The sequence below is a fragment of the Mycobacterium sp. RTGN6 genome (assembly GCF_033804605.1).
GTDB lineage: Bacteria > Actinomycetota > Actinomycetes > Mycobacteriales > Mycobacteriaceae > Mycobacterium.
In genome coordinates, this window is the sequence record NZ_JAPZKZ010000012.1 from 23,550 (window position 1) to 44,603 (window position 21,054).

The window sequence follows — 21,054 nt, forward strand, 5'->3', positions numbered from 1 at the left end:
CGAGCTCCTCGTCATCGAGTCGTTGCGCTAGCCGGCGGCGGCCTTGCGGGCGACCGCCTCCTGAAGCAGTGCCTTGGTCATGTCGCCGGCCTCGTCGGGCTTGACGGCCTCGACGCTGACCGCATAGTCGCGCCACACCTCGACCGTCGCGCTCTTGGCCGGCTGACCGTTCTCGCCGGTCGGGGCCACCGGTTCGGCACCGGTGTCGCCGAGCTGCTCCGGGGTCGGAACCGCCACGCCGGCACCGGTGACGGGCGGCGTGGTGACCTCGCTCTTGACCTGGGCCTCGGTCAACCCGTCCCCGCTCGGCGTGTTCAGGCCGTTGTTGGCGTCGGCGACGAGTTGATTGGCCTGCGAGGTGGTGTTGACCTCGATCGGCGGCGCGTTGCGCAGGTCGTCGCCTGGCACCACGTCGCCGGCCTTGACGAACGACGGCGGCGCGAGCCGGGTCGGCACCGCGAGCCGCGCCGCCTCGGCCTTGGACAGCTCCACGTTGTCGCCGCGCTTGTACCGCCGGCGCACCGCCTCGTCACCCTCACCCTCGACCCGGTAGAACGACGCCGCAGCGAGCACGTAGGTGCCGGCCTTGGGCGCGCTCACGGAGTCACCAGGCCCGTCAGCCAGATACCGGCCTTGGGCTGGTCGAGGGCCATGGCACGCTTGTGGGTCATGTCCGAGCGGAACGTCTCGGTCGGCCCACCGTTGGGTCCGTTGCCCTCGGGGTACACACCCGTGAATTCGAGCGGGCGGGTGTCGGAGTAGAACCCGATCGTCCCCCGCTCGCAGATCAGGATGCGGTCCTCGGGGAACGACAACGACCCGATGATCGAGCGGCCGAAGATCGAGCCCGGCAGCTGCCCGGTCAGCAACAGGGAGTCCCCGGCGACGTTGCCGTTGTACACCTTGTTGAACTTCTCGTTCGCCATCAGCACCGGCAGTAGGCCGGGGTTGAGCACGATCGTGTCGGGCTGGAAACCCGCCCACTCCTCGTCGGACACGACGTTGCCGGTCGGGTCGGCAAACGTGATTTCCTTGATCCCCAGCGCCAGGTCCAGGCGCGGATCGCCGAGGGTGGTGTCCCAGGCGTTCGCCACGGGCAGCGTCGGCACCGCGTTCGACAGCAGCATCGCCCGCACCGCGCGGTCGTCGGCCCGCTTGAACGTGTTGCGCAGCTGCGTCATCTGCTTGTTGACCGCGCCGATCCGGTTCTCGTCGCGCATTTCGCGCGAGATTCGGACGCCCAGGCCCCGCTTGTTGGCGATCGCCACACGCGGGATGCCCATCTCCCCGTAGGTCACGGGGATCGCGGCAAACTCGGCGACGTCCTCGGGATCGCCGACGAGGAACGTCGGGTCGCCCTCGGTGTAGCCGACCAGGCCGGCCGGGTTGCCGCCGGCGTTGCGCAGGATGCTCTCGCTGATGAACACATTCGTCATCAGCTCCTTCATCTTGGTCGGCACCATCATCGGGGCCCCGATGAGGTCCCCGACGGTGGTGCTGGGCCCGTCGCTGATACTCACGACTCCAGTAGTTGCCACTGGTCTATCTCCTGTTTCTCGGCGCTCGCCGCTAGATGGCCAGGCGGGCGAGCCCGCGCGGGTTGGTGGCGAACACGACGCCGCCAGGCTGCGTGCAGCGGCCCACGATCAGCCGCGGGTCGACGTCGGCCGTGACCGGGGTGACCGCGCCCGCCGCGCCCGCCACGAGCAGCTGCCCTTGGGTGGCGTTGGCGGTGTAGAACACGGGCACCTCGTCGCCGCCGTACGCGACGGCCACGGTGGTGGGCTTGATGACCGTGTTGAGGATCGGGCGGCCCCACGCGTCGGTGCCGGCGGTGCCCCCGACGTCCTCGGGGGCGATCGCGTCGGTGAGGGCGACACCGGCGAACAACACGTCGCCGGCCCCTGCCTCCTGAATGCGGCCGCCGGCGGCGAACTTGCACAGTCGGCCGCCTCGCACCGTCTGACCCGACAGCGGCGAGTACGTCCGCGGCCCGTGCTTGGTGACCTGAATAGTCGCGCTCATTGCTCTATGTCCTCCTCAGTGATCTCGTCGGCAGCCGATTACTCGACCGACCACGCCTTGTATGCCGGGGCCTCGGTGACGTCGCCGCCCTGGCCGCCGGCGTAGGCCTGCGGTTCGAGCGAGTGGCCGAGCTCGGTGAGCGGCACCGCAGTCTCGGCCGGAATGTCGGCGAGGAGCTTGGTGGTGCCGACCTCATCGGCGCGCATCAGCGCGACGAAGTGTTCCTTGCGGGCGGCCGGAATCTTGCCGAGGCTGATCGCGGCGTTGACGGCACCGGTGATCCGGGTCGTCTCCATCTCCGCGTGGGCCTTGGCACCGAGCGAGCTATTGCGCTGCATCTCGGCCAGCGTGCCGGGGTCGATCACGGTGAGCCCGTGCTTGGCGGCCGCCGCGGCGAGCTCGGTGATCTCGCCCGCGTCGACCTTGTCGTCGGGCGTGTCGTCGGTCTTCTCATCCGGCTTGTCGCCGGCCTGCTCGGCGATCTTGGCGATCACGTCGTCGTCGCTCGCGTCCTCGGGGAGTCCGAGGGCGTCGAGGATTGCCTTGCTGGTTGCCACGGGGGCCTCCTCTGGTTTTGGGCCCTCGGGCCCGTCCTCTACCTGCGCGGTTGGCGCGGGTGCGGCTTGTCGGCCGGGGTACTTGAACGTGGCCGCGGCCTTGGTGATCGAGGCCAGCGCGGCGGCCTCGATGTCTTCACGCTTGCCCGACTCGTCGATCTCGGTCGCCAGACCGGCGTCCTTCGCCTCGTCGGCCGAGTACCAGGTCTCGCGCTTCATCGCGCGAGCCCATTCGTCCGTGGTGCCGCCGGCGCGGTCGGCGTAGAACGCCGCGATCGAGGCGTTGAGCTTCGCGCCCACCTTCGCTGCTTCGGCGAGCTCCTCGACGGTCACCCACATGGCGCTAAAACGGGCGTTGTGCAGCATCATCTGGCCGTACTTGGAGATGACCACGTTGTCGCCCGCCATCGCGACGACGGAGGCGGCGCTGGCGGCGAGGCCGACGACGTTGGTCGTCGTCTTGCCGGGGTGCCGCATGATCGCGTTGGCGAGGGCCAGGCCGTCCCAGGCGGCCCCGCCGGGGGAGTTGATTCGGACGTCGAGCTCGGCGTCGTCGTCGAGTTCCTCGATCGTGGTCACGAGCTCGTTGACGTCGACGCCGCCGAAGAACGGATCAGCGCCGATGGTGTCGTAGATGTGCAGCGTCGTGCGCTTCGGGCCCTTGTCACCGTCGGCCTTGGCGGCGGCGAACTTGAACCATTCGCGCTTGGTGTCAGGCACCGGCGTCCTCCTGGCTGGGCCCGCTGACCTGCGTGGGGCCGTTGACGACCGCGGGCTTGTTGCCGGCGGGCGGCTCGGCGTCGGGATCGTCGGCGTCGGGCTTGGCCGGCATGTCCAGCAGCTGACGCAACGCCCGCTCGATCCGCAGGTCGGGAGACAACAGACCGGCCTCGACGAGCATCTTCAGCGACGCCGCCGAAGCGTCCTGCTGGGAGCCGATCGGGGAGAACACCAGCCGCGGACACCGCACGTCGACACCGAAATTGACGTCGATCAGGTCCTCGATGATGTGCGCCTGGGCGATCTCGCAGTAGTACAGCGCGGCCGTGTTCACGGCCTGGATGAACGGGCGCTCTTGCACCGCGGCCAGCGCGTAGGAGCCGCCGCGGTCGAGGTTGAGGTAGTGGGCGAGCCCCGACAACGCGATGGCCTTGTCGTGGTACTCGATCGCGGCCCGAATGTCGGGGAGGTTGCCCTGGACGCCGAGCAGGCTGAGCGTCTGGCCGTACGCCAGGCCGACCCCGGAGTGCAGACCGCCGCGGAACCCGGACGCGATCCGCTGCATCGCCTTGACCTCGGCGGGATCATTCGGCTTGCTCGCGGTACCGACGGGCACGCCCATACCGTTGCGGCGGGCCACCGCCACCTCGATCTTGAGCAGCTCATTCTTGATCAGCCAGTGCTTGTAACTCGACCGCAGCACCGAACGGCCCTGCCAGTGACCTGGGCGTTTGTTGCGGGAGTAGACGACGAGCCGGTTGATCGCAATGTCGAGGGGGTTGATCCCGAACATCTGCCGCGACGTCGACGCCGGCGCGAGCTGCGTGATCGAGTCGAGGCCACCATCGAGGGCGGTGTTGAACTTCTGAATCGTCCACTGCGGCCGCGGCCCCAGCTTGCGCAGCACGAACCGCGGAGTGCCGTCGGGATGGTCCCCGTCGCGGCGATAGACCTGCTCGAACACTGCGTGACCGAACTGCGGGACCGGGCTGGCGACGTCGCGCAGGTGCGCCAGGAACGAGAACGCCCCCTTGCTGCGCCCGCCGTCGTCGACGAAGTCCTCGCCGAGCACCGGCACCCGAAGGTTGCGGCAGACCAGTTGCACCGCCGCGGGGGGCGCACCGTTGGGGTCGATCCGAAACTTCGCCGACAGGATCGGCAGGCTCATCGATTCGAGCAGCGACGTCACCCGTGAGTCGTCGTTGTCCATGTCGAGGAACACCCCGACGCTCTCCGGGTACTGAAGCTGCGGCACTTTCTCGAACGGGTCCCACGCCAACCACGCGTTGCTGTTGCCGCCGCCGTTGACGTAGCCGCGCTCACCGACAGGCATCGCCGTCTCGACGCGGGCCGTCGCCGAGGGCCGGCGCAGGCCGAGCGACCGACCAGCGGCGATACGCGGCGGCCGGGAAGTTACAGCGGTGTCGTTTGCACCCATCGGTGCCTACGTTGACAGGTCCCAATCTGCAAAGTGGCTACTTGTCGTGCCGAATTCTCCGAGGTCGTCGACGGCACCCACGTCGTCGCCGCCGACGGGCAGCGCTGCGGGGGAGTCCTCCTCAGCAAATTCGAGGACACCCCACAGCGCCATCACGAACGCGATGACCTGCGCGATCGAGCCCTCGCGGTTGTCGAAAACTCGGCCTCCGCGTGGTAGTTCACGCATCGCCGCCTGTTCGAGGCCCTCTCGGATGATCGGCTGATCGGTGTGGCACAGGTCGCCCGACGTCGCGCTTGAGATGAACAGCGACGACGCGATCGCGAACTCGTTGGCCGTGGTCAGGCGTATGTCGACGCCGAGCTTGCGCATCACCGGCACCAGGTCGACGCCGGGGTCGTGGCCCTCCATCACGACCTCGGGTGGATCGTGCAGCTGGATCAGCTGCACGAGGTAGCGGGCGGCCTGGCCTAGGTTCATCTTCTCGTACTTGCCCAGTTCGAGGGCAACACGTCCGTCTGTGGTGCGCTGGCCGGCGGCGAACGCCCACCAGAGTTTGTCTTGGGTCCGCGACACCGTGATCACGATCTGCCCGACGAGGCCGGGCGCATGGTCGACCAACTTGAGCCACACCTCCTCGATCGGGATCACGGGCTCGCGGGTCGCCTCGGTCATGGGCCATTCGCCCCAACCGAGGTAGTCCGCCTCCCACAGTGCGATGCCCGTGGCGTTGATGCACAGCGTCTTGCGGATCGCGTCGATATCGCGGTCCTTCGAGATGACCCCATGCGACGGCGACGCCAGCCGCCAGAGCTCGCGATCGAGGCGGGCCTCGGCGCGGGCCCGCTCATCCTTCGGGGGATCAGGCGCGCAGAACTCCGAATACCAGAGCTCGGGGTCAGCCTGGTCGGGGTTTCGGTGGCCCACCATGCCGCGGTCACGGATGCCCGCCAAGATGTGACAGAACGTGTGCACCGACGCGACCGGGGCCGTCGAGGTGTAGATCGTCTGGGCGTTCGGGCTCGCGATCTGCGTACCGGCCAGCGCGGCGACCTCGGCCTCGGTCAGGTTGTAGGCCTCATCGAAAACCACCAGATCGATGCGGTCCAGGCCACGGCCAAGGTCGGTCGAGCGGACACCGCACCGGAGATGCGCGAGCGTGCCGTCGTTGGCGCGCACAACGATGTCGCCGCGGCCCTGCGAGCCGCCCGTCTTCGAGACCAGCTTCTCGAACAGCGCCGGGCGTTTCTCGATGATCGCGGCGATACGCGCGAACACCGCGTCGGCGGTCTTTCCGGCCTGCGCCGAGTAGACGCACGTCTCGCCGAGGTAGAACAGGCCGAACAGGATGCGCCAGACCATGACCTCGGTCTTGCCCTGCTGCCGGGTGTCGATGAGACACACGTCGCGGTGCAACCACAGGCCATCGTCGCGGCGCAGCGTGATCCCGCGGAGCTCATCCCACTGCCACGGCAGGCACCGCGACCGGGTGACTCGTGACGCGAACTTGGCCGCCCGGATCGAGTCCGACTCATCGGCCTCGGCGATAAGCGGATTGGCCGAGTGATAGCGCGGCTCCTGCGGCCCGTCGAGGCGCGGCCAGTGCCCCACCCACGGCGGCGGACCGCTCTGGTCGTCACGGTTGGCCGGCGCTGCCCGACCTGCGGTTTTACTATTCCTACCGGGCCGCGGCGTGGCCTTGCGGTCGCCGACCTGCGCTTTCTTCCGCGGTCGGCGTGGGCCGGCGTCGGTCGCGGTCATAGGTAACACTCGCGCGGCGACACCGTTCTCGGCACGACGTACACCGTCGCCGACGGGTTCGTGATCGGCACGCACAGGTCGTCACGGCCCAGCAGACGCCGCCGATACAGCCAATCGAGCAGCCGCTCGGCGTCCTCAGAAGTCGAGATCGCCCTGTTGTTGCTCACCGTTGTTCGATCCGTTGTCGGGCGGGGCAGGTGGAAGCGCGGCGCGCTGGCGCGCAATGTCCGACAGCAGCGAACCGAACAGTTTCGCCTGCTGACGCTCCTCGGACACGGCGGCGTCCACCTTCAGCGAGAGCTCGACGTAGAACGCCTTGCGATCACCAGGCGGTGTCGCCTCGGCCAGAATCCGGCCCAGATCGAGGCTCATCATCGCGCCGGCGTCACCGCGCAGCGTCCGGTCCAGCGTTTCGAGTCGATCGGCCACTCGACAGGCCTGCTCGACGAGCAGCTTGATCCCGCCGGGGTCCTCGCCGCGCCACATTGAGGCCTTGAGCAGGGCCCCCGCAGCCGGTCGCCATCTCTTCGCCGCCGGTTTGCGCCGTTGCGCGGCCGAAACACGCCCTCCCGCAACCGCTTTCGGGCCCGATTTGGCCCCCGATTTCGCTTGTGCGGCAACGGTTTTCGCGGCTGGTGGACTACTTTTGCTCGCTTTGGCCGGCATCTGATCCACCCCCGCCCCGCGCGCGATCCGATGCGCTGTATAAAAAGCTGCCTACCGCGTCCGGAGTCAGCCGTGGGGGGGGCCTCAGGAAAGATCGGGGTGGGGGGTATGCGCAGGTCAGAGCATGTATTGCCATCGTACAGCACACACCACTCTGACCTGTGTCGTTGCGGTCCACGCTCTGCGCCCGCGTCACTTGGGCCTGACCCGTTCGGTCGGAGTGATGCCGCCGCGGTCGTCGAGCAGCACCCACTCGGCCGCACCAGTCCACCTCGACCATCGCAACGCGGCGACGTCGCACGGCTCGAACGTGCCACCCACCGAGTAGCCATGCGCACGTGCCCACGATGGGTTGGTGGTGATGCGACCATGACAGCCCGTTGTACCTGAGCCACACACCAGCATCAGGTTGCCCAGTGTGGGCCGACCACCTTGGGATGCGTTGACTCGGTGGTGTGCGTTGGTTGCACCGTGCACACCGCATACCTCGCAGCAGCCGAGTGCCCTCTCGCGTAGTGCACGCCTGGTAGCGGGTGATACTCGGGTGGTGCTGCGCCTACTACTGCCCCGTCGGGGTGCGGGGAGGGTCATAGCTCGCAGCATTCATCGCAGAAGCATTCGGGGTCGTGCGTGCCCTCGTCCTCTATCCGCTCGGTGAGGGTGGCCTGACGGTATGGGCCGAAGAGATGCAGGGTGAGCCCGTGCCACTTCCATCGGCACTCGTCTTCCTGCCAGTATTGCCAGCCCTGTCCGCCTGTTCGGTGTCCGCCCTCGTCGTGCCAGCGCCACAGGGTGCCTTGCTGGTCGATCCATTGGTGCTCACGCTGGTCGACGTTGGTGAAGTCGAGTTCGTCGACGGTGCTGTTCACGCGGTCTCCTGCCGCATGATGGCGAGGAGGACGTCATGCGGGGGCGTCCAGAGGCCCAGCGCACCGGAGCACGGTATGGGCTCGGCGAGTGGGCGTGGGTTCTCAAGCACCAGGTGGGTGATGCGGCGGCGCTCGCGTCCTCCGTGCTCGACGTAGAACGTCTCGCCCCAAGGTTGACAGCAGCCTGCGTCGGGGTGCACGTCGACGAGGTCAACGGTGCCGAGGATGACGCCCATCGGGAACGGCCAGCGCGGCAGCCGTCCGCCCATGGTGGCGGCGTCGAACTGCGGCAGATGGCGGCGTAGCTCGGTGCGGATCAGCGGCGAGTGGTCTCCTCGCTCCGACCATCGCGCGCCCGCGTGGATGGCCAGCGGGCCACGGTAGCTCCATGCCTGAGTGCGGTTCTCGACGGTCTTCCCGTAGCGCAGGATCGCCGTAGCCCATGGCTGTTGGACGGTGAGCGCCTTCACGCGTCGTCGTCCAGTCGCACCACTGCGAACGCTCCGCGTGTTCGTTCGAGGCCGTCGCGTGACGGGTGTGGGTCATGGACGACCTCGCCGGTGATCGCGTCGCCGACAACGACGTGGGCGACGCCTCGGGGCGAGTACCCGTCGATCAGGATGAACGGGAACGCGCTGCGCTGTAGCCGGCATTCGGCGCGCACCGCGTCCGGTTGGTCGTAGTAGACGATCGTGACGCCGTGGTGCTCTGTGAGCCAGCGTTGGGTCTCGTCGAACCACCGGGCCGTGGTGTCGCCCTCTTGATTGGGGTAGTCGCGGACGAAGTGAGGGACGTCGACGATCGGGCATCCGAGGACGCTGGCGATGCCGGCGCGCCAGCAGTCGCCGATCGTGCCCGTGGCGGGGTCGTGAAGGTGCTCTTGGTCGACGAAGGTGGTCATGCGTCGTCGTCCTGGTCTTGGACGTCGAGGTTGACGACGGCGAGGCGGTCGTAGAGCCGCTTGATCGACCGCTCATCGCCTCCCATGGCGGGGTAGGTGATGGGGCCGTAGAGGCGGGCTTGGTTCGCGCGGGCCAGTTCTGCGCCTTGGTGGCGTGCGTGGGCACTGATCACCGCTTCGAGGCCGTCGCCGTCGTCGGGGTACTTGTCGACGAGCAGGTAGACCTCGGGGCCTGGCCCTCGCAGCCATCCGATGACGCGCCGGATCAGGGTCATTGCAGCACTCCCGGTAGCTGTGTGGGGCAGGTCTTGGTGTGGCCGCCGGTGTAGAGCCGACAGAAGTCGCACACCTCGACGCGAGTGCCGGCGCACTCGGGGCAGATATCGGCCCCACGCTCACGGAGGCGGGTCCAGCCGAGCTCGTCGAGGTAGGCGGTGAGCAGACGGTCGCAGGTGTCGGCGTTGAGGGCGCTGTTGCTGAGCAGCTTGAGCCGCAGCGTGGACACGTGGCACGCCTCGCACGTGATGGTGACGGGGCGGGAGAACTCCGCGAGCAGCACCAGGCCCTTGCCGCTGGTGTAGGTCGAGGGCTCCTCGGCGGGAACGAACCGGGGCAACGTGCTCACGGCCACGCCACCTCCGAGTTGTCGGGCGGGGTGATGTCCGGTATCTCTACGTCGGCGTCGACGTGCTCGGCGAGCATGATGAGCTCGACTATGGGGAACCCGCCGCGCTCGATCGTGACCGTGACGTCGCCCCACAACGCGAACGGAAACTCAGCCACCTCACCGGAGACGTCGACGAAACGGGGGTGCGCCGGGGGCGCGCCGAGGAGTACCTCACACACCTCGTTGTTGACCCGCTTGAGCGGAAACGTCGGCATCAGACGGTGGCCTTCCGGTAGGTGCAGCGGGCGAAGTGAATTCGGGACAGAACGCGGCCTTGGGTGCGGCTGTTCTCGGCGACGCCGACGCACCACTTGCCCGGTTCGGCCTTGCAGTCCGGGCAGGTGCGGCTCAGCGCGTCGCGGACGGCCGGATCGGAGCGGCTTGCGAGCCGGCGGCCGTCACCGCGTGCCATCAGCCGAGTGCCTAGTCGCGCCCGTGAGGTAGGACGGCAGCGTGAGTATCTGGCCGTTGTCGGTGAACAGAATCGCGGGCTCACCGAGCCGGATTACCTCCACGAACTCGAACGAGAGCGGGTCGCCGTCGTAGGTTCCCGACGTGATCGAGCGAGCGTTGACATCGAGGGCGGACGCGGCGGTGACATGCCAGAACGTGCGGCCTGAGGGGACGTAGTACCACCTGCCGCTGTCGTCGCCAGACCACGCGTAGAACGCCCGCCAGGCCGGTCCGCGGCATTCCCATATCGCGTTGCGCTCGGCCTCGCCGAGGTTGTGCACGTGGCGGCGGCCGCCCATCACGTGTCGACCCTGCTGGCGTGGTCGACGCGGAATTCGAGGATCGCCTCAGCGGCCTGGGCGGTGATCCGGGCTGCGGTGGTGAACCCGTAGCGGTCGAGGACCTTGACGGCCTCGACGACGGCTGTGGCCTCGGTCAGGCGTGTCTTGACGTCGGGCGAGCTCACCGGAAAAGCTCAATCGCCGCAATGATCGCCCACACGGCGACGGTGCCCACGACGATCGCCAACGATACGAGCGAGGCGACGGCGAGCGGACCGACCCATCGCGGCTCGCGTGGCTGCCCGCGGCGACGCCACTCGGAGGCGGCCTCTTCTAGCCGGCGAGCCCGTCGGCGATCAGCGAGGTCATCAGGCGGGCCAGGCGAAGTAGTAGAGGTCTCCGAGGAGCTCTCGGCTGGTGTCGAGCTCGGTGAGGAGCTCGGGGTTGAGTGCTGGTCGCTGGTCGTCACGTGAACCGTCTCCTCGTTGCTTGTTGCAGGTGTCGTGCATCAGCCGGTCGGCTTGGTTGCCGGCGGTGCCGTAGATCGAGCGGCTCTTGGAGTGCTCGGCGTGCAGCGGTTTGCCGTCCCAGTTGCGGGAGGGTTCGCGGTACATGGGGCGGCCGTCCCACCAGCAGGGCGTGCCGTCGACGTGCCTCAGTAGCAGGCGGTCGCGGTGCACCTGGTGGTCGTATCCGAGGCCCTTTTGCGTGGTGCTCTTCGGTGGCCTCGGGGTGGTGTTGGGCACGTGATGAGTGTGTGGACCCGAGCAGACAAACCGCGGCTGTGCGCTCGTCAGCCGGGCCACTATCGTCATGGCTAAGGCGGGGCTTGGGGTAACGCGAGGGCTGGTGAAGGTGCACCGAGTAGCCAGTGACCGAGCCCGCGGGCTGAGGGGCCCGAAGCAGCGGGTTGGACTCCCGCAGCCCTGCCGATCAGTCGGGCCATAGACCGCGGCACCGGCGGGCTGGGACGTCGAGACTCGTGCCGTCACACCACTCGTCGGTGAGTCGCCACACCCACGTCCCGTTGGTGGCGGCGAGCCTGACGTAGCCGGGTGGGAACGTCCACGGCCCCAGCAGATCGTTGCCCAGGAACGGCTCGCCGAACCACACCTCATGCGAAGCCTCATCGCAGCGCCAGCCGTCGTCGGTGAGCGCCAGGCGAACGCCGGGGTGCATGTCCACTAGCTGGGCGATCAGGACGTTCGTCGTCGTCATAATCCCCAGCAGCCGAGTTGCCGGATCGCGTTGCATCGGTTAGCCCGACGAGATGATCGGGATGAGAGTGCCGTCCGGTCGCTCGACCATGCCGACCTTGACGCCTGGGGGCAGTACGAACGCCCCGGCGTTGCGGTGCTCGGTCAAGCGGAGCACCACCATGTCGGGCGGGCGGCCGGGGACCATCACCTCGTGGACGATCAGGTCGACGATCGTGTCGTCGAGGGCTGCCCTGATGACCCGCTGCTGAGGCTTGGTCGCGGCGATCGGCTGAGGCGCGAGGGCCGCCGGGAACGGGACGAGGATGTTGCGGCAGTGGTAGCAGCGGTATGCGCCGCCCTCATCGAGACCCATCTGGTGGCGGGGCCAGAGGTTGTCGCAGCCTTGGCACCAGTCCAGGACGTCGACGAGCTCAGCGACGGCGTCGGGGTGCCGCCACCGCCAATCCCGATATTCATCGTGGTAGACGCTGAGCGCGGCCAGTGCAACGGCGCACAACGCCACGGTGTTGAGCGTCCGGTGCCCGTCGGCGACGAGCCAATTGACACACGCGACGATCAGCAGCACCGTCCACCACAGGACGGACTTCACACGGCCCGCGCTTCGCGGAGGTTGAGCACCTTCGCGGCCTGCTCGACCTGCTCCCACATGGTGCGGTCACCGCCGTGCCGATCAGGGTGCGCGTTGCCCTTGGCCTTGCGTAGGACGGTGGCGGCCACGACGTTGCTCGTCGTCATCTGGTCGACCCACGCGCCCCGTCGTTCCGGGGAGTCGTCGGGGTAGGCGATGCCGACGAGGACGCTACGAGCCGCGCCGATCACGCTCGACGAGGGTGCGGCTTCGATCGCGAGCCAACCCCGGTACTGCTGCCCGGTCTGTGTGATGCCGTACCGGTCGAGCTTGCGGAGCGCCTCCAGCCCGAGCGTGACGGCGCGGACGTTGTCACGCCAGTCGTCGAACGTGTCGCACGGGTAGGACAGATCGCCGTGCTTCGACTCGATGTTGAGGATGATCCCCGGATGGGCCACTTTCGCGTCCGCGCGGGGCATCCCGTCGACGCGAATGTCACGGTCCCGCAACGCGAGTTGCAGCACGGTCACCGGGTAGGCGTCGCGCTGGTACCAGCTTCGCGGGCCGCCGTTGCCGAGCGCGTGCAGCTCCTGACGTAGGTCGCCCAGTGTGCTGTTGAACGTCGCCCGGAACGGCGAGTTTCGGCGGCCGCGGGTGAAGTCCCGCGGCCAGCCGTCCAGTGGTCGGAACGTCATATTGGGCGGGTAGTCGCTCACGGTTCAGCCCTCCTGTGGCCATGAGTCGAGGAGCTCGCCAGCGAGGATCGCTTGGTGCGCGCCGTCGTGGTCGGTGTCGAGGCTGCACATGTAGGGCTTGAGGTCGGGGGCCGGTCGGGGCCCGATCTCGGCGCAGACGCCGCCAGAACGGATATCAGGGTCGTGCATCAGGACCCCTCGGGTGCGGCGTGCCGGCCGGGCTCCTCGGCCGCTGGCGGCGGGGTGACGGTCCAGGCGTAGCCGCCGCCAGTCATCGGAATGCGGCGTAGCGACTCGACGGGGACGCCGAGTTCGGCGGCCAGGGCCTCGGGCATGACGTCGGCGTGGTGCACGACGCCGCCGATCTCGTCGGGCGTCTTGCCGAGCTCGGCGGCGACCTCGGTGCGGGTCTGGCCGGGGAGCATCTCGGCGAGCTCGTCGCGGGTGAACTCGCGGTCGGGTATCGGTCCGCCGGCCCACGGGGGTACCTGGCCGGCGCGTTCGCTGTCGGTGAGGCCGTCCTCGCCGACGGTCTCGGGGCCGCGGCGGCGCGGTCCGAGTTCGAACTCGTCCATCGAGATTGGCGGCCCGTTGGGGATCGTGGCCTTGCCGTTGGGCGGGGGGAGCATGAAGCCGGGCCCGTTGTAGTCGATCGGGTTGTCGGGTGTGGGCTCGTATGCGCAGCCGGCGGCGTGCGGGCCAGTGATCGGTGTGCCGCAGCACCAAACCCGCGCTTGCTTGCGCTGGGCCTCGGCGTCGCGTTGTGCGGCCATGAGACGGTCGCGGGCATCGCTGTGTGCCTTGCCGACTCCTCTCATGCTGGCCTGTGCGCGCTCGACCTTGCCGACCTGCTGGCCGATGTGCGGGACACCGTCGACGGTGACTCGTGCCGGTGGGCCGGCGATGCGGCGCTCCTCGACGTGCGGCTCGGCCGGGGTGAGGGTGATCCGGGCGTGCTCGCCGAACGCGCCCCGGACCTGGCGCAGCACCTCGACGAGGTAGGGAAGCTGGTCGTCGTCGGCCTTCAGCGTGGTTTGCGATCCGAGCTTCTGACCGAGGGGCTCACCGTCGAGCGGGATCACGATCTGGGCGACGTAGAAGCGGCCAGGGCGGTTGAGAAAGTCGGCCCACTGGTCGGCGTGGGAGATACCGGGGGTGTCGAGCGTGCCGAGGTCGACCTGCGGGGCGAACATCTCCCGGTACGCGTAAGTGCCTGCGCCGCGCTCGGCTGCTTGGGCGGCTTCGCGGCGGCGGGCGCGTTCGAGTATCTGTTCGGCCTCGGCGACGCTCACTGGCGGACGCTTCCGCTTGTCGGGCTTTGCCACGGGTTCTCCTGTCGTCGGGTCGATTATCGGGTGGTGGACAGACCACCAGCGGCTCGGCGACGTCGGGGGTTGCGGTGGGCGCAGGAACGAGCTCCTCGCGACCCGCGGATCATGGCCCGCCCTTGCCGATCGAGAACAAACACCGAGGTAACCGTGGTTGTGAACCGGTTTGACGCCCACCGCGCCACTCAACGTAGGGACCGGTTCAGGCGTTGGATAGCTGCGCGGCCGCGAACGCGGTGCACGCGCATCGCTGCATCGCGTGAGGTCGGGCACCGGGTGCGCACAGCGTGCACGCCAGGCAGCCAGCCGCCGGCGTCCAAAGCGAGTGCTGCTCGCGCACATGACCGCATCGACACCGTTGGCCCGTCACCGCTTGCCGGTCATTGACCCGTCTCTTCCCACCACGTGCGGTAGGTCTGAGCACACCACGCCGAGACAGCCGGCCAATCAGCCGCCTCGGGTAGCCGGCTCGCCGTGACCGCCGCTTCGAGGTCGGCGTGCACCGAGTCGAGGCGACGGTCGACGTCCTCGCGCGAGAATTCGCCGCGGCGCACCCGCAGGAGGTACTGGCGGTGCGGTTCGAGCATCGGGAGGTTGATCTCGCCGGTCGTCATTAGTTCGATGCCCTGCAACCCGAGGCGCAGCGCATGGTAGGCGAATTTCGAGTCGTAGCCGTACTTTTCGACGAGCTCAGGCCGGTTGGTGCGCTGGCTCAGCGATCCGCGGAACCGTTCGCGTTGCCGTTCGAGGTAGCCGAGGAAACGCGCGCCGGCGGCCCGCGAGATGAACATGTCGCGGCGCTCCCGCAGGTCGATGCCGGGCCACCTGATGCGGACGACCTCGCTGCGTGGGGCGAAGAGGAGCATCAGGACCATCGGGTTGCCGGCGGCGAGCAGCTTCGTGAACTTGCTCAGCCCGTACACGTTGAGGTCCAGGTCGCCGGGGCCCGAGCGGACATGCTGGGCTTGGGAGCGGAACTCGTAGAGGTCGAAGCGGTCGTGACCGAGCATCACCTCGGGCGGCTCGATGCACACACCCATCTCGTCGCGGTCGTCCTGGTCGGGGGTGTGCACGCCGTGCAACCCGCTGCCGACCTGCGTGAGCAGCACCGTGTTCGCCTGGGCGATCTGGTGATGCCACGGCGTCGAGTGCGGACTCTGAAAGACCTCTCCGAGCGGCAACATGGTGGCGGTGTCGTAGGTGGTCATCCGTGGGCCATCCCGCTCGCCTGGCCGGTACCCATGCAGGCGGTGCACGGGATCGGAACGTTGCCGGCGGGTGATCCGGTGACGCCGGTCGTGCCCGAGCCGCTGCACGTCGGGCAGGGTCGCGCGTCGAGCAGCTCGCCTGTTGCCGGGTCGACGCCGGCGAGCTTGAGAATCTCCTCGTCGGAGCGTTGCGCGACGCGGAACCACTCGACGAGGGTGACGCACTCGATCGTCCACATGCCGACCAGTTCGTCGCGGTGCGCGGCGACGGGGAGCCAGAGCAGTTCGTCGGTGCGGGCGATCTTGAGGGCGACCTTGCCGACCTGGCGGGCCAACGCCTCGACGGACAGCTTGCCGGGGTGGTCGTCGTTCTCCCCGATCAGGGCGAGGCCGTTGGGGATGGTCTGATCGCCGGGGGTGCCGTTGCGGTTGACTCGGAACGTCACCGGCCGGCGGATCGCCTGGTGGGCAATGGTGTAGCCAACCTCGGCCCAATTGCCGTTGTTGAGCACCCGGACGAGCACCAGGCGCAGATCGTCGTCGGTGCTCACAGGTAGCTCCCCTTCGGGTTGACGGTGGACGGCGCGGTGAGGGCCTCGTCGCACCTTTCGCAGTAGATGCCGCCGAAGTCCTCGGTTACCGGCTTGTGGCCCTCACGCTCGCACGTCGCGCGTGCTGTGCACTCGGGGCACAGGTCGCGATCGCCGTCACGGGTCCAGTCGAAGTAGCGGGTCGCGTCGTTGCGGGCCTCGTCGGCGTCGCTGAAATGCAGGTCGCCCTCGTCGCCAGGGTTGAGCGTCTGGTGGCACTCGTCGCAGGTGAGGGTGTGGCAGGTCAGGGTCTCAATCATCGGCTGGCCCGTCGTCGATGATCGTGAACTTGCCGACCGCCGCCGTGAATTGCGGGGCGATCACTGGCCCGTCGCCGACGTACTCGAACAGCGGTGACGAGGGTTGGGTGAATGCCTTGACGAACTCGGCCTCTAGTACCGCCTCGACCTGGCCGTTGACGACGCGCATCCGACCGACCCATAGGCGGCGGCCGTGGCCGTCATCGAGGGTGGCCAGGGTGCCCCAACCACCCGCCTGGTCGCGCGAGCACAGGTACGCGTACAGCGACGGTTGGCCGGGTATTTCGGGCGACGACCAGAGGAACTCTTGAGTGTCGGCGTCCCACAACCGCAACGTGTAGTCGTCGGGGAACGGATGAGACCAGTTGACGGGTGGCATTGGGTGGGTCATGGGTCGATCCTCTCGGGTTGACGGTTATCGTTCATCACGTTTTCGGCCGCGCTCTCGGGCGGTCAGCCCGCCCCATATGCCGTTGTAGTCGCCGAGGGTGTCGGCGAAGTCGAGGCACTCGCCGGTGCCGACGTCCCCAGGCCGGGGCGCGAAGCTGGCCGCGCGGACCGGGCACCGTCGACAGACGCTCTTGGCCTCGGCGACGATGATCCGCCGGCGACGCTCCGACTGTGAGCGTTTGATATCGGCGTCGGCCCGCGCCGGCGGCGGGTAGAAGATATCGGGGCGGGGATGGCCCCGGCACGCTGCACGCAGCTTCCACACAGGGTCGAGTTCGCCCAACAGGAGCCGCACCAGTCTTGCGCGTGCACCTCCACCTGCGGCCAACGATGGCGGACGCAGGTGCGCAGATTGGGCCACTAGGCGACGTCCCGCTCACGGGCGATGTCCTCTAGATGGCGGCGTTTCATGGCGGCGAGGCTGTGCTCGTCGATCCCGAGCCGATGCGCGATCGCGTCGTCGGTCAGGCCGCAGTGATCGCGCAGCTCGACGTACTGCTCGGCGAAAGTCAGCGGCCGCTCGGGCGTTTCGTCGTCGGTCTCGGGTTCGACGGTAAACCTGTCGAGCTCGTCGTCGTCCCACTCGATCGGCAGGAGCCATCCCTTGCGCCGACCCTCGTTCGTGGAGCGGACGCTCGGCCCGCGGGTGGCTTGGAGCTCACCGAACAGCGCCTCGACCTTACGCGCCGTGTCGGCGTTGACCTGGCGGCGCGAGACGTCGAGCAGCGCGCCGATATTGTGCACCGTCCAGCCGATGCGCTCGGCCAGATACGTTCGGGTGTAACCGAACGCGACGAGCGCCTGTAGCCGGCGAATTGTGCCGATCGCGTCGACCCGCGTGCCGCCCGCCACGACCTGATGCACGACACCAGGGACCGGCACCGCCGCGATGGCATCGGCCGTCTTGCGGGCGATCCGCCGCGAGGGTGGCGTTCCGCGGTCTAGCCGCCCGTTCATCAAGACTTGGATGGCCTTGCGGTCGACGCGGGCCAACAGCGCGATACGCCGCACGCCCACGCCGGCCGCGACCAGATCGCGTACGTGCGCACGCGTCGGCTCAGCATCGACGTAGAGCGACTCGAACGATCCGTAGGCGCGGCGGCGGGTCCACCAGGTCTGATAGCAGCGGTGACACATACCGCGGCGCGTCGGCCGTGTCGGTTGGTCCCCGCATTTCACGCACACCGCGATCAAATGGTCACCGCCGGCCACTTGACGAGGACCGCGTTCCCGACGTGTCGGCTGCCCACTCGCCAGGGCACCGGGTGCGCGGACAACAGCATCGACTGCGTCCAGGTCACCCCCATCACACCCATCTCGGCCAACCCGAGGGCGTCGGCTTCGTCGTGGTTGGCGATGAACCGGGCCGGGTCGGGGATCACGTCGAGGGTGCGGGTGGTGTTCCACCGGGCGCGGGTCTGGTCGAGCACCAGTTTCTTACCCGCCGGCCCCGATGGCGGTTTGACGCCGCAGATGAACTTGGCGCGGTGATCGGGGGTGACGACGGCGATCGGGATGCCGCGGGCCCGCAACGCTGCGTAGACCGCCCAGGACAGGCCTGCCCGGTCGTAGTAGGACGGCATCGCCGAGTTGCCGTAGCTGGGGCCCTCGACCGCGGCGACGCGTATGTCCGCGCCGGCGCGGCGGGCGGCGTCGACGATCCCGATGATCGCCTTCGTCTGCCGCACCAGCCGGTCGCACCGTTCGTCCCACGTCGCCTCTTGCGAACCCGACTCCCCGACGTGGGTCAGCAGCGTCGGCCAGAACGTCTCACGCTTCGGGTCGAGCGAACAGACCGCGATGCCGGCGCGGGTCAGCGACGTATCCAAACCGAGCACCGAGGGGCGTAGGGCGTCGTGGCGGTCGCGGGCGTGCCAGCGGGCCCACTGCTTCAGGTCGGTCTCGGGGCCGTCGTTCCACTCGCCGCACATCTCGCACTTCGCCGACGACGCCCCGGTGAGCAGGACGCCACCGGCCTCGGCGAACGCGGCTGCGCCGGGGGCGATCGGGTCGACAGTTCGGATCACTGGTCGGCCGCGATCCGGCGGGCGAGCTCACGTTCGAGGATGAACAACCGCTCGACGGCGTAGGCCAGCACCGCGTTGCATCGCTCCTGTGACAGCGCCTCAGGCCCGCCGGGGATCAACCCCATGTGCCGGAACACGAGGATCGCCTGACCGCACGGCGATGGGTCCCCGCCATGCACCTCGTCGGCGTGCTCCCGGTACACCTTCAGCGCGGCGTCGAGGACGTCGCGGTTGCGGGCGTCCATCTGGTCGGTGAGCGCCCGCAGGAACGGCGGCAACGGAAGCTCGGGCATCAGAGACCCCCCCCATTGACGAGGGTGATACCGAGCCGCTCACGGGCCGCCTTGATGAACTCGGACTTGGTCATCAGCCCGGCGTCGGCACGGGCGAGCACGTCGTCAACCTGATCGAGCAGATTCGGCGGCGGGTCCACCGACTCTCGGGTCAGCGCGCGGCCGGCGGGATGGTTCCCGATCGGCCGGATATCACCGCGTTCGATCCGATCGACCCGCCTGAGCAGGTAGTCGACACCGGACATAGAGCAGCCGACCCCAGCGGCCTCCTCCTGCGTCCACGCGCGAAACACCACACGGCCGCGCGGGCTCACCACCTGCCACGGGCCAGCCATCGCGACAGTGAGGGCATAGATACCGTCCCGGCAGATACGCCAGGGCATCTGCCGCGCGTGGAACCGGTCGCACTCGCACCGCTCACACCCCATCGCTTGGGCGAACGGGAACACCGCACCCGTGCCGACCTCCTGGCGGTGCGCGTCGAGCGAGTGCCGGCACCGGCAGCGGATCAGCCGGCGATCGAACTCCGGTGCGGTGTCGGCGAGCTGCACGTCGGCCTGGGCGCGGTCCTCGGTCGTTCTCATAGCTGCTGGGGTCCTTTCGTTGAGTCGGTCTCCCGCACCGGATGACACGGGAGGTTCAGAAGTTCGGGCCGTCCGGGCTCGTCGGGCTTCACGCACGCCTCGCCGATCGCGGCTTGGCAGTAGCGGCATTCGACGGTCAGGGCTCGGCGGTGCAGCTGGACGAGCTCGGGGTCGTTGCGCCAGTTGCGGGGGCGTCGGGTGTAGTCGCCGCGGCTCATCGCGCACCTCGGCAAAGTCGCGTTTGTCGATGCTCCGGTGGCTGAGCGCGGGCGGACAGAGTTGGCCCTGTCACGGGCCAACGAGAGACGTCCGTACGGCTTTCACGCATGGTGTGTCCGTCATCGGCGGGCCCGGTCAGGGCCCCACGATCGGGATATTTCATCGAGTCGTTGTCAAGGGCGCGCCCGGATATGCCTTTACCGCGCCGACTCGATGAATCGGGGAAGCAATCCCGCTCTAACCGGGGACGACCACGCTCGTTGGTGCTATTCCGCGTGTCCCCCGAGGCCGTTAGAGTCGTGGGTAGCTCTGTTGCTCGTTCGCCTTGAGAAGCCGGTATCGGAGCGTTGAGGCCCCCGCGCTGGCAGGCGCGGGGGCCTCTGTCGTAGGTATAGGGACCCGAACAGACGAACTCGGGGGTCCCGTGCGTCATGCCGCGGACGTAAACCTCTTGACCTGCAACGACGTTCACGCGGCGGCCCACACGATCGCGCGGCGGCCGCTGGGGAGCTTGACCCGGTCACCGGTGTCGACGACCTGGCCGGCCTCGACGAGCTCGTGGCGGCGCGACCGGATGCCCGAGGGTGATTGGCGCGGTTGCGCGCCGGTGGCGACGAGCATGTCGTAGACGTCGACGAGGGTGCGGTCGTCGAGCGGCCCGTGGTGTCGCAGCACGGCGAGCACGGCCGTCTGGGAGGTGCGGAGCCGGTCGCCGACGATGCCGGCGGCGGCTTCACGTGAGGTGTGCGGGTCGGTATGGCGAGCGAGCGCCGTCGGCTCTCCGTCGGGCCCGAACAGGGCGAACTCGTCGTCGGTGGCGATCACTGCGGTCTCACGTCGTCGGGGATGCGCTCACGTGTTTCGGGTACCGGTGTGTCCGGGTCGGCACCGCCGTAGTAGCGGAGGTTCTCCCCCGGCGGGGCCATCTCGACGACCTCGGCGTCGACGTAGGTGTGGCCGTCGATCTTGTCGAACCACACGTCGGTGACCTGGCGGTAGAACCCGTCATGGCCGGGGCCCATCACCTCGCCGACGCGGATCGAGGCCACCTTGTCGCCCTTGAACCTCACATCGAGGCCGACCACGTGACCGTCTCGTCGAACTGCAACGCGACGTGGTGATGGTCTTCGCCGTCGACACGGATCACCAGCCGCGGCGGCGCATCTCCGCGGTCCTCGCAGGTGAGCTTGACCTCGACGATCTTGCCGGTCGGGAGCATGATCCCGACGTGGGTCTCGTCGCCGGGGTCGAGGAACAACGTCTTGTGCGGCATG

Annotated in this window: 37 protein-coding genes; all 37 read right to left on the bottom strand. The window is 68.5% G+C overall.

Features of this window, described 5'->3' with window-relative positions; all coding sequences use genetic code 11:
* Positions 1-27 precede the first annotated feature (27 nt).
* Entirely contained in the window at positions 28-600 is a 573-nt protein-coding gene (locus SLQ33_RS26430; RefSeq protein ID WP_319456873.1) for a hypothetical protein, read from the bottom strand.
* Positions 597-1,520, bottom strand: coding sequence for a hypothetical protein (locus SLQ33_RS26435; RefSeq protein WP_319456874.1), 924 nt, complete (start codon positions 1,518-1,520; stop codon positions 597-599). Before SLQ33_RS26435 ends, SLQ33_RS26430 begins: the two co-directional genes overlap by 4 nt.
* Before the next feature lie 49 nt (positions 1,521-1,569).
* Positions 1,570-2,025 carry a hypothetical protein gene (locus tag SLQ33_RS26440; RefSeq protein WP_319456875.1) on the bottom strand — a complete coding sequence of 152 codons (456 nt, stop codon included), beginning with the start codon at positions 2,023-2,025 and terminating at the stop codon, positions 1,570-1,572.
* A 38-nt stretch (positions 2,026-2,063) separates the two neighbouring features.
* Positions 2,064-3,302 carry a head maturation protease, ClpP-related gene (locus SLQ33_RS26445; protein WP_319456876.1) on the bottom strand — a complete coding sequence of 413 codons (1,239 nt, stop codon included), beginning with the start codon at positions 3,300-3,302 and terminating at the stop codon, positions 2,064-2,066.
* A complete protein-coding gene (locus tag SLQ33_RS26450) occupies positions 3,295-4,740 on the bottom strand; it encodes a hypothetical protein (protein WP_319456877.1) in 1,446 nt (481 codons plus the stop codon). Before SLQ33_RS26450 ends, SLQ33_RS26445 begins: the two co-directional genes overlap by 8 nt.
* Before the next feature lie 6 nt (positions 4,741-4,746).
* The gene (locus SLQ33_RS26455; protein WP_319456878.1) at positions 4,747-6,501 is read right to left on the bottom strand and encodes a hypothetical protein; all 1,755 of its coding nucleotides are present in this window, start codon (positions 6,499-6,501) and stop codon (positions 4,747-4,749) included.
* A complete protein-coding gene (locus SLQ33_RS26460) occupies positions 6,498-6,668 on the bottom strand; it encodes a hypothetical protein (RefSeq protein WP_319456879.1) in 171 nt (56 codons plus the stop codon). Before SLQ33_RS26460 ends, SLQ33_RS26455 begins: the two co-directional genes overlap by 4 nt.
* Positions 6,637-7,167, bottom strand: a complete 531-nt coding sequence (locus SLQ33_RS26465) for a hypothetical protein (protein ID WP_319456880.1) — start codon at positions 7,165-7,167, stop codon at positions 6,637-6,639. Before SLQ33_RS26465 ends, SLQ33_RS26460 begins: the two co-directional genes overlap by 32 nt.
* Positions 7,168-7,359: 192 nt before the next feature.
* Positions 7,360-7,770, bottom strand: a complete 411-nt coding sequence (locus SLQ33_RS26470; protein ID WP_319456881.1) for an HNH endonuclease signature motif containing protein — start codon at positions 7,768-7,770, stop codon at positions 7,360-7,362.
* Entirely contained in the window at positions 7,755-8,036 is a 282-nt protein-coding gene (locus tag SLQ33_RS26475) for a hypothetical protein (RefSeq protein WP_319456882.1), read from the bottom strand. The genes SLQ33_RS26470 and SLQ33_RS26475 overlap by 16 nt, the downstream gene beginning before the upstream one ends.
* Positions 8,033-8,506, bottom strand: a complete 474-nt coding sequence (locus SLQ33_RS26480; protein WP_319456883.1) for an ASCH domain-containing protein — start codon at positions 8,504-8,506, stop codon at positions 8,033-8,035. The genes SLQ33_RS26475 and SLQ33_RS26480 overlap by 4 nt, the downstream gene beginning before the upstream one ends.
* On the bottom strand, positions 8,503-8,937 hold the full coding sequence (locus SLQ33_RS26485) for a hypothetical protein (RefSeq protein WP_319456884.1): 435 nt from the start codon (positions 8,935-8,937) through the stop codon (positions 8,503-8,505). The genes SLQ33_RS26480 and SLQ33_RS26485 overlap by 4 nt, the downstream gene beginning before the upstream one ends.
* Entirely contained in the window at positions 8,934-9,212 is a 279-nt protein-coding gene (locus SLQ33_RS26490; protein ID WP_319456885.1) for a hypothetical protein, read from the bottom strand. Before SLQ33_RS26490 ends, SLQ33_RS26485 begins: the two co-directional genes overlap by 4 nt.
* Complete coding sequence (locus SLQ33_RS26495; protein ID WP_319456886.1) at positions 9,209-9,562, bottom strand: hypothetical protein; 354 nt, start codon at positions 9,560-9,562, stop codon at positions 9,209-9,211. Before SLQ33_RS26495 ends, SLQ33_RS26490 begins: the two co-directional genes overlap by 4 nt.
* Complete coding sequence (locus SLQ33_RS26500; protein WP_319456887.1) at positions 9,559-9,819, bottom strand: hypothetical protein; 261 nt, start codon at positions 9,817-9,819, stop codon at positions 9,559-9,561. Before SLQ33_RS26500 ends, SLQ33_RS26495 begins: the two co-directional genes overlap by 4 nt.
* Complete coding sequence (locus tag SLQ33_RS26505) at positions 9,819-10,016, bottom strand: hypothetical protein (protein WP_319456888.1); 198 nt, start codon at positions 10,014-10,016, stop codon at positions 9,819-9,821. The genes SLQ33_RS26500 and SLQ33_RS26505 overlap by 1 nt, the downstream gene beginning before the upstream one ends.
* Positions 10,003-10,359, bottom strand: a complete 357-nt coding sequence (locus tag SLQ33_RS26510; RefSeq protein WP_319456889.1) for a hypothetical protein — start codon at positions 10,357-10,359, stop codon at positions 10,003-10,005. Before SLQ33_RS26510 ends, SLQ33_RS26505 begins: the two co-directional genes overlap by 14 nt.
* The gene (locus SLQ33_RS26515; protein ID WP_319456890.1) at positions 10,356-10,523 is read right to left on the bottom strand and encodes a hypothetical protein; all 168 of its coding nucleotides are present in this window, start codon (positions 10,521-10,523) and stop codon (positions 10,356-10,358) included. Before SLQ33_RS26515 ends, SLQ33_RS26510 begins: the two co-directional genes overlap by 4 nt.
* A 183-nt stretch (positions 10,524-10,706) precedes the next feature.
* On the bottom strand, positions 10,707-11,084 hold the full coding sequence (locus SLQ33_RS26520; RefSeq protein WP_319456891.1) for a hypothetical protein: 378 nt from the start codon (positions 11,082-11,084) through the stop codon (positions 10,707-10,709).
* A gap of 187 nt (positions 11,085-11,271) precedes the next feature.
* Complete coding sequence (locus tag SLQ33_RS26525; RefSeq protein ID WP_319456892.1) at positions 11,272-11,556, bottom strand: hypothetical protein; 285 nt, start codon at positions 11,554-11,556, stop codon at positions 11,272-11,274.
* Positions 11,557-11,595: 39 nt separating this feature from the next.
* Entirely contained in the window at positions 11,596-12,147 is a 552-nt protein-coding gene (locus SLQ33_RS26530; RefSeq protein ID WP_319456893.1) for a hypothetical protein, read from the bottom strand.
* Positions 12,144-12,842 carry a molecular chaperone DnaJ gene (locus tag SLQ33_RS26535; RefSeq protein WP_319456894.1) on the bottom strand — a complete coding sequence of 233 codons (699 nt, stop codon included), beginning with the start codon at positions 12,840-12,842 and terminating at the stop codon, positions 12,144-12,146. The genes SLQ33_RS26530 and SLQ33_RS26535 overlap by 4 nt, the downstream gene beginning before the upstream one ends.
* Before the next feature lie 3 nt (positions 12,843-12,845).
* Positions 12,846-13,010 carry a hypothetical protein gene (locus SLQ33_RS26540; RefSeq protein ID WP_319456895.1) on the bottom strand — a complete coding sequence of 55 codons (165 nt, stop codon included), beginning with the start codon at positions 13,008-13,010 and terminating at the stop codon, positions 12,846-12,848.
* Complete coding sequence (locus SLQ33_RS26545) at positions 13,010-14,146, bottom strand: hypothetical protein (protein WP_319456896.1); 1,137 nt, start codon at positions 14,144-14,146, stop codon at positions 13,010-13,012. The genes SLQ33_RS26540 and SLQ33_RS26545 overlap by 1 nt, the downstream gene beginning before the upstream one ends.
* A 383-nt stretch (positions 14,147-14,529) precedes the next feature.
* Complete coding sequence (locus tag SLQ33_RS26550) at positions 14,530-15,357, bottom strand: DNA polymerase beta superfamily protein (RefSeq protein ID WP_319456897.1); 828 nt, start codon at positions 15,355-15,357, stop codon at positions 14,530-14,532.
* Positions 15,354-15,908 carry a hypothetical protein gene (locus tag SLQ33_RS26555; protein ID WP_319456898.1) on the bottom strand — a complete coding sequence of 185 codons (555 nt, stop codon included), beginning with the start codon at positions 15,906-15,908 and terminating at the stop codon, positions 15,354-15,356. The genes SLQ33_RS26550 and SLQ33_RS26555 overlap by 4 nt, the downstream gene beginning before the upstream one ends.
* Entirely contained in the window at positions 15,905-16,207 is a 303-nt protein-coding gene (locus SLQ33_RS26560; protein ID WP_319456899.1) for a hypothetical protein, read from the bottom strand. Before SLQ33_RS26560 ends, SLQ33_RS26555 begins: the two co-directional genes overlap by 4 nt.
* Positions 16,200-16,598, bottom strand: coding sequence for a hypothetical protein (locus tag SLQ33_RS26565; protein ID WP_319456900.1), 399 nt, complete (start codon positions 16,596-16,598; stop codon positions 16,200-16,202). Before SLQ33_RS26565 ends, SLQ33_RS26560 begins: the two co-directional genes overlap by 8 nt.
* Positions 16,599-16,622: 24 nt before the next feature.
* Complete coding sequence (locus tag SLQ33_RS26570) at positions 16,623-16,952, bottom strand: WhiB family transcriptional regulator (protein ID WP_319456901.1); 330 nt, start codon at positions 16,950-16,952, stop codon at positions 16,623-16,625.
* A gap of 65 nt (positions 16,953-17,017) precedes the next feature.
* Complete coding sequence (locus tag SLQ33_RS26575; RefSeq protein ID WP_319456902.1) at positions 17,018-17,794, bottom strand: hypothetical protein; 777 nt, start codon at positions 17,792-17,794, stop codon at positions 17,018-17,020.
* A 53-nt stretch (positions 17,795-17,847) separates the two neighbouring features.
* Positions 17,848-18,684, bottom strand: a complete 837-nt coding sequence (locus SLQ33_RS26580; protein WP_319456903.1) for a hypothetical protein — start codon at positions 18,682-18,684, stop codon at positions 17,848-17,850.
* Positions 18,681-18,977, bottom strand: a complete 297-nt coding sequence (locus SLQ33_RS26585; RefSeq protein WP_319456904.1) for a hypothetical protein — start codon at positions 18,975-18,977, stop codon at positions 18,681-18,683. The genes SLQ33_RS26580 and SLQ33_RS26585 overlap by 4 nt, the downstream gene beginning before the upstream one ends.
* Positions 18,977-19,561, bottom strand: coding sequence for a hypothetical protein (locus SLQ33_RS26590; RefSeq protein ID WP_319456905.1), 585 nt, complete (start codon positions 19,559-19,561; stop codon positions 18,977-18,979). Before SLQ33_RS26590 ends, SLQ33_RS26585 begins: the two co-directional genes overlap by 1 nt.
* On the bottom strand, positions 19,558-19,779 hold the full coding sequence (locus SLQ33_RS26595) for a hypothetical protein (RefSeq protein ID WP_319456906.1): 222 nt from the start codon (positions 19,777-19,779) through the stop codon (positions 19,558-19,560). Before SLQ33_RS26595 ends, SLQ33_RS26590 begins: the two co-directional genes overlap by 4 nt.
* A 469-nt stretch (positions 19,780-20,248) precedes the next feature.
* On the bottom strand, positions 20,249-20,605 hold the full coding sequence (locus SLQ33_RS26600) for a hypothetical protein (protein WP_319456907.1): 357 nt from the start codon (positions 20,603-20,605) through the stop codon (positions 20,249-20,251).
* Positions 20,602-20,865 (bottom strand): hypothetical protein, encoded by a 264-nt coding sequence (locus SLQ33_RS26605; protein WP_319456908.1) that lies wholly within the window; start codon positions 20,863-20,865, stop codon positions 20,602-20,604. Before SLQ33_RS26605 ends, SLQ33_RS26600 begins: the two co-directional genes overlap by 4 nt.
* A complete protein-coding gene (locus SLQ33_RS26610) occupies positions 20,847-21,053 on the bottom strand; it encodes a hypothetical protein (RefSeq protein WP_319456909.1) in 207 nt (68 codons plus the stop codon). The genes SLQ33_RS26605 and SLQ33_RS26610 overlap by 19 nt, the downstream gene beginning before the upstream one ends.
* Between the last annotated feature and the right edge of the window lies 1 nt (position 21,054).